Origin of the sequence: Peribacillus sp. NPDC060253 (assembly GCF_042727425.1) — a bacterium.
GTDB lineage: Bacteria > Bacillota > Bacilli > Bacillales > DSM-1321 > Peribacillus.
In genome coordinates this window covers 1-5,569 of record NZ_JBHXAS010000194.1, presented here as the reverse complement: position 1 = coordinate 5,569, position 5,569 = coordinate 1, and the positions used below count along the sequence as shown (strand labels likewise).

The 5,569-nt window shown below is 40.6% G+C and carries 6 protein-coding genes; 3 read left to right on the top strand and 3 right to left on the bottom strand.

All coding sequences use genetic code 11. The features are described 5' to 3' along the window. Window positions 1–415 precede the first annotated feature (415 nt). Entirely contained in the window at window positions 416–1,018 is a 603-nt protein-coding gene (gene rpsD / locus ACFWE9_RS25585; RefSeq protein ID WP_057911405.1) for a 30S ribosomal protein S4, read from the bottom strand. A gap of 276 nt (window positions 1,019–1,294) precedes the next feature. On the opposite strand from rpsD, the gene ACFWE9_RS25580 reads away from it, so the two are divergent. Then, the gene (locus ACFWE9_RS25580) at window positions 1,295–1,504 is read left to right on the top strand and encodes a diguanylate cyclase domain-containing protein (RefSeq protein ID WP_230154618.1); all 210 of its coding nucleotides are present in this window, start codon (window positions 1,295–1,297) and stop codon (window positions 1,502–1,504) included. On the opposite strand, the gene ACFWE9_RS25575 is transcribed toward ACFWE9_RS25580, so the two are convergent. Beyond that, window positions 1,499–1,978 carry a GAF domain-containing protein gene (locus tag ACFWE9_RS25575; protein WP_290370498.1) on the bottom strand — a complete coding sequence of 160 codons (480 nt, stop codon included), beginning with the start codon at window positions 1,976–1,978 and terminating at the stop codon, window positions 1,499–1,501. The genes ACFWE9_RS25580 and ACFWE9_RS25575 overlap by 6 nt on opposite strands. A gap of 154 nt (window positions 1,979–2,132) precedes the next feature. Here ACFWE9_RS25575 and refZ point away from each other — a divergent pair, with 154 nt between their 5' ends. Next, a complete protein-coding gene (gene refZ / locus ACFWE9_RS25570) occupies window positions 2,133–2,789 on the top strand; it encodes a forespore capture DNA-binding protein RefZ (RefSeq protein WP_230154621.1) in 657 nt (218 codons plus the stop codon). A gap of 1 nt (window position 2,790) precedes the next feature. Here refZ and hisJ read toward each other — a convergent pair whose 3' ends face one another. After that, window positions 2,791–3,594, bottom strand: coding sequence for a histidinol-phosphatase HisJ (gene hisJ / locus ACFWE9_RS25565; protein ID WP_377359457.1), 804 nt, complete (start codon window positions 3,592–3,594; stop codon window positions 2,791–2,793). A gap of 168 nt (window positions 3,595–3,762) precedes the next feature. Here hisJ and ezrA point away from each other — a divergent pair, with 168 nt between their 5' ends. Continuing rightward, a complete protein-coding gene (gene ezrA, locus ACFWE9_RS25560) occupies window positions 3,763–5,457 on the top strand; it encodes a septation ring formation regulator EzrA (protein WP_377359455.1) in 1,695 nt (564 codons plus the stop codon). The last annotated feature ends 112 nt before the right edge of the window (window positions 5,458–5,569 follow it).

Below are 5,569 nucleotides of genomic sequence, written 5' to 3'. Positions count from 1 at the left end.
GCTTTTTATAATATTAGATATTTATTGCAAGGGATTTTTTCTTTAGCAGGCGTAGTATTTGTTAATGTTGTATTGCTAATATTTTACATCAAGAGTGATGTGGATAAAAAAAACTAGTCTAATAGTAATTCAAGCCCTCTCGGTCGATGAGGGTTTTTCTTGTTTTTTGTATTGATTTTTATTTCACTTTTTATACCTATACTTTTAACAATCCCTTTTATTGTGCGTAACCGCATTTTTTGACACTTCTGCGCCATGTCTTCTCTGATCTCTAAAAAAAACGTCCCCTTATTTCAAGAGAACGTAAAAAAATAGGTTATTATACAACATTCTACAAATCAGGAGAAAAAGAAAAAACCCTCGAAACATTGATTTCAATGTTTCGAGGGTTTTTAAAATAGCTGTTAACAAAGTATTAACGAGAGTAGAACTCAACGATAAGCGCTTCGTTAATTTCAGCAGGCAATTCAGAACGTTCTGGTAAACGAGTGAAAGTACCTTCTAATTTCTCAGCATCAAATGTAAGGAAATCAGGTACGAAGTTAGTTGCTTCAACTGATTCTTTGATGATTGAGAAGTTGCGTGATTTTTCACGAACTGCGATTGTTTGTCCAAGAGACACTTTGTAAGAAGGGATGTCTACGCGACGTCCGTCTACAATGATGTGACCGTGGTTAACAAGTTGACGTGCTTGACGACGTGTACGAGCTAAACCAAGACGGTAAACTAGGTTATCAAGACGTGATTCAAGAAGAACCATGAAGTTTTCACCATGAACACCTTTTAGTTTGCCAGCACGGTCGAACATTGAACGGAATTGACGTTCAGTGATTCCGTACATGTGACGAAGTTTTTGTTTCTCTTGTAGTTGCATTCCGTATTCAGAAATTTTTCTACGTTGGTTAGGACCATGTTGTCCTGGAGCATAAGGGCGTTTTTCTAATTCTTTACCAGTACCTGTTAGGGAAATTCCTAAACGACGGGATAGTTTCCAGCTTGGGCCAGTATAACGAGCCATAGGATGACTCCTCCTTTAAATGTTTTTATTTTGGTAAAATAAAAACCGTGTGAATGAACGATCATGACCATTTTGTTTTCATGTACCTTCGCCCTAGCAGCAGAGAGTTACGAGATACACCTCTGGTTGGAGGAACAAAATGAGAACATAAAAGCTGTCACATAGGCTGCAATATTTTACACAAGGAGTATTGTATAATATTCTGCTCAATGAGTCAAGGACAGTTGGCTATTAATTAAAAGAAGAGGGGGAAACTGTATCGAAGCAAAGGATAAAGTGAGAGATCTTTCTAATCCAGGGGTGACGATTTCGGCAGGCGTGTCCCATTGGGTAAAAGGGCAATGGGATAATGTCAAAGAGGTTGTTAAAAGGGCCGATGAAGCTTTATATTTGGCGAAGAATTCGGGGATGACCGGGTACATGCACATGGAATACGATAATGGAAAAGGGAGCAGGCATGTGTTGCCGCTCCCTTTCACTTTATAGACGGCTGGAAAGGATTTCAGCGAACTTTTCAAGTCCTTGTTGATCCATTTCGTCAAATCGGTTCGTGATCGGGCTGTCGATATCGAGCACACCGATCAATTTGCCATCCTTCATGAGCGGTATGACAATTTCAGATCGCGATGCTGCATCACAGGCAATATGTCCAGGGAATTGGTGGACGTCCTCGATGCGCAGCGTTTTTTCAGTGGCTGCTGAAGTCCCACATACGCCCCTACCCATTGGAATGCGGACACAGGCTGGAAGGCCCTGAAAGGGTCCTAATATTAATTGGTCTTCTTCGTATAAATAGAAGCCGACCCAGTTAATCTCATCGAGAAACAGATTCAGTAATGCTGCCGCATTGCTTAAATTAGCTATCCGGTTCGTTTCATCTTCAATTAAAGCAAAAAGTTGTTTTTGGACAAGGTCATAGTTTTTTTCTTTTTTTCCTTGATACATTTCGACATTAAACAAAAGCGTTCACCTGTCTTCCTCATATTTTTACAGCACTTTCCAGTCATGTTGCTTGATTGTTGGGAAATTGTCGAGAACTTACTAAAGGATTCTCTCTATTCCGTGCAGAAATAGTCCACAAGACTTGTCTCAAAGAAAGCGAGGGATTGCCTAAATGAATCGCCAGACGCCAACGAAACAAGCCATTGTGGAAGCTGCGTTACACTTATTTCATTTAAAGGGCTATCATGCTACATCCATAAGGGATATTGCGAATAAAGCGAAAGTGAACGCAGCCAATATTGCCTACTATTTTAAAAATAAGCAGGGATTGCTGGAATTCTGTTTCACTTCCTATTTAGAAGAGTATATCCTGGTCCTTGAGACGAACATGACGCTGTTGGACCTTAAAGGCCCGCAGCAATGCTTGATGAATCTAGTAAAGGATATTCTCACTTTCCAGAGGGAAAACTTCCTGGCCGCACGGTTCATATATGGGGAATCTTCACTGGATTCCAATTTAAACCGGGAAATTCATTCGACTTATTTTACAAAGGAAAAGTCTTATTTTCAATATGTTTTGGAACAAGGGATTAAAAGCAGGAGTTTCCAGCCGGTCTCGATTCCCATGTATATGCTCCAGTTGAAGGGCCTGCTAACGGCTCCTGTCCTGCATACCCATTATGCGATGGATGTTCTTCATGTGTTCCCGCAGGAAGCCTATTACACGAATATATATGCTAATGAGGTCGGACGTTTTCTGCAAGATACACTTTTCAATGCCGAAGACCGACAGCCGCTGCTGGCTGGTGTGCCAAAAGTGTATACATGAGTTATCCATGGAACTCTGCAATCAATGCCCGATAGCCCTGACCCAAATCTTTAGCCTGATGGGCATCTGAACCATAAATAAGCGGAATTCCTAGATCACGGGCACGTCTAGCGAATCGTTCTGGAGGATAAGGCTCACCGCATAGAGGTTTTACAAGCCCAGCTCCATTATAATCAAGTTCATATTTATTTACATTGATCATGTCCAACACTTTGTAAACACGCTCGTCAAAACTTAATGCTGGCGGATATCGAAGCTGGAATTTATGGACAAGGGTAATATGCCCAATCCGCTTAGGCTTATAAATGCCTAAATCTGCTTTGATTGATTGCTCTAAAGTATCGTAATATTTGGCATATATCGCCTCGACAGATCCTAGTTCATTAGCAATCGCACCAAATTCATTTTCACTGAAGTCAATGCAATGCCAACTATTTTGATGCTTGATGAAGTGGACGGAAAGTATGCTATCATCAAGGAATTCTCCGATGTCATCGAGAAATTCTTTTGTTTCTTTTTCATAACCCTCTATAAAGTCAACCTCAAGACCACTTTTGATCAAGATTTTGTCTTTATAACGTTCTTTCAGTACGCGGAGCTCTTGAAAGTAATCCAGGAGCAGGGCAGCGTCCATACCGCTGTCTTTTTCAGGTGTAGGATCTTGAAAATCTCGTGGCAAAGGAGCATGCTCCGTAAATGTGATTTCCTTTAATCCTAGCTCGATTCCCCGCGTGATATATTCATCGAATTCATCCATAGAGCCGTGAGGGCAAAACGGAGTATGCACGTGACTGTCAGCTTTCATGGCCATTCCCTCCCAAAAAACAGGTATTTGTAGCAATTTTCTACAAATAATTCAATTTTCTCATCAAAAATTATTGCTAACATGGTATCATAAAAGCATTAAATTTAACATTTTTAAAATTGATATATAATAGAGCAAGACTGTAAGGACTAGAACAGGGGGCTTACCATGGATTACATAATTGGGGTAATTGTATTAATTTTGATTTTCATCATTTGGGGTTATTTTTTCAAAAAAAGATATTTTAAAGAAATCGATCGACTGGAATCCTGGAAAATTAGCATCATGCACCGCCCCGTGCTAGAAGAGCTTTCTAAAGTCAAACAATTGAACATGACAGGTGAAACAGAAGTAATGTTCGAAAACTGGCGCATTGAATGGGACGCTATCATTACGGACCATATGCCGGAAGTCGAAGAGCTTTTATTCGATGCCGAGGAGTTTGTCGATAAATACCGTTTCAGCCGATCAAAAGAGGAGCAGCGCAAAATTACAGTCAAGCTTAATGAAATCGAAGAAATGATCAAAAAGATTCTATATGAACTGAATGAACTAGTAGGCAGTGAGGAAAAGAATCGCTTGGAAATCGAGGATATTAAAGAATCCTACCGCCAATTGAAGAAATCATTGCTTGCACACAGACATAATTATGGAAAAGCCGCTGATAAGCTCGAAAACTCCTTGGATGAAGTAGTGCAAATCCTGCAGAAGTATGAAGAAGAGACTGTGAACGGAAATTATTTAAATGCTAGGGAGCTTGTTCTTTCCATAAAGGAAAAACTAGCAGCATTGGCGGTTAAAATGGAGCTGCTTCCAAAATTATTGGTTGATAGTCAATCCGAGCTGCATTCCCAACTTCATGAATTAAAGGATGGGTATGAGGAGATGTCAGGACAGGGGTATCATTTAAGCCATATCCAATTCGAACAGGAGATATCCAGGCTTGAAGAAGAACTGGATTTATATAAAACACAATTGGAAAATGCCGAAACGGAATCTGTTGATAAAGGCATTAAAGATATGCGCGAAAGCATTGACGTGCTTTATGACCTACTGGAGAAAGAAGTGCTTTCAAAACAGTATATCTTGAAAAATGATGAAGTGCTCAGGAAAACGATTAGTGACCTTGAATATGAAAGTGATAAACTCAAAGTTGAAACGATACATGTTCAACACACCTATCATCTAACAGAAAATGAGCTGGATGCACAAAGGAAAATGGAAAAGCAAATTGCCCAGATTTCGAAACGCCATCAATTGCTCGTCTTGAAGATGGAGGACAATGTGATGGCAAGCTCGCTAATCAGCGAAGAGATGCAAGGACTGGCAGTGCAGTTGAAAGAATTACAGGAAAATCAGAAAGACTTTGCCGTTAAAATCCAGGCTTTAAGGAAAGATGAAATGGATGCCAGGGATTCACTGGCCGAATTGAAACGCAAAATGGTTGATACAGGCCGTTTAATTGCCAAAAGCAATATTCCTGGTCTCCCTGAAGAGTATAAAGTGGTGCTATCTGATGCCAAGGAAAGCACGGATGACGTTCAAAGTAAACTTGAAGAAAAGCCGCTTGACATGGCAGTTGTTTATATTTATTTAGAAAAAGCAGTTCAACATGTGAATAAGGTCCACGAAAAAGCACAAGAATTGATCGAACATATGTATTTGGCCGAAAAAGTGATTCAATTCGGCAATCGTTATCGCAGCAGTCACGAAACAGTGGCCGATAGCCTAAGGGAAGCGGAAGCGAAATTTCGCAGCTATGAATATCAAGCTGCACTGGAAACGGCAGCCACGGCCATTGAAAAGGTCGACCCAGGAAGTTTAAGGAAAATTGGAGCGAACGTAGAAGAGGTTCTTTCCTGAAAACCCGCCACGGCGGGTTTTTTCGTGCGCCCGGCATGGGTGCAATCTATAGGGTGCGAGTCCCGAACCATGAAGGCAGTAGTAATGGTTAGCTTAATGCAAGGGTGTCCAT